This is a genomic window from Streptomyces sp. DH12 (assembly GCF_020873895.1).
Taxonomy (GTDB): domain Bacteria; phylum Actinomycetota; class Actinomycetes; order Streptomycetales; family Streptomycetaceae; genus Streptomyces.
This window is the reverse complement of the sequence record NZ_JAHWGT010001149.1, coordinates 1-444: the sequence shown is the minus strand read 5'-3', so window position 1 is coordinate 444 and position 444 is coordinate 1. Positions and strand designations below refer to the sequence as shown.

The 444-nt window shown below is 25.7% G+C and carries 1 protein-coding gene; it reads right to left on the bottom strand.

Going from position 1 to position 444, the window contains the following annotated elements:
• Positions 1–250 precede the first annotated feature (250 nt).
• Positions 251–444 (bottom strand): GH36 C-terminal domain-containing protein (locus tag LPA54_RS38980; protein WP_228985121.1); only part of this gene is annotated, 194 nt, incomplete at its 5' end.

Genomic DNA, 444 nt, shown 5'->3' with positions numbered 1-444 from the left:
ATATTTAAATTATTCTCATTAATTTTTATATATTTACTCATCTATCTTTCCCCATCTCCTAAACATGCTCCCTAAAAAACACAATAGAGTAATTAATCAGAGATGCTTATTTCCATATCTAGTTTTTAGATCTTTCATACTCTACATATAATTATCATTCGCATTCCATCCTGTTATTGTGTATAAATTACTATATAAATAAGCAGTAGATAAAAAATCATGATTAACTTGCATATCTACTGCTTCTAAACTAATTATTTATTTCATTCAAATGATATATTGCTGAAGTGAAATCTCCACCATGTTCGCAAAAATCTTCTGATCTTACTGGAATTCCAGCAAACATTAATTCGTCTCCAAAAAAAGATTCTTCTTTATTATTATTTATATAATATTTTTTATTTTCATCTAATCCTTGTAACTTTATCCTCTTAAAACCTTCAT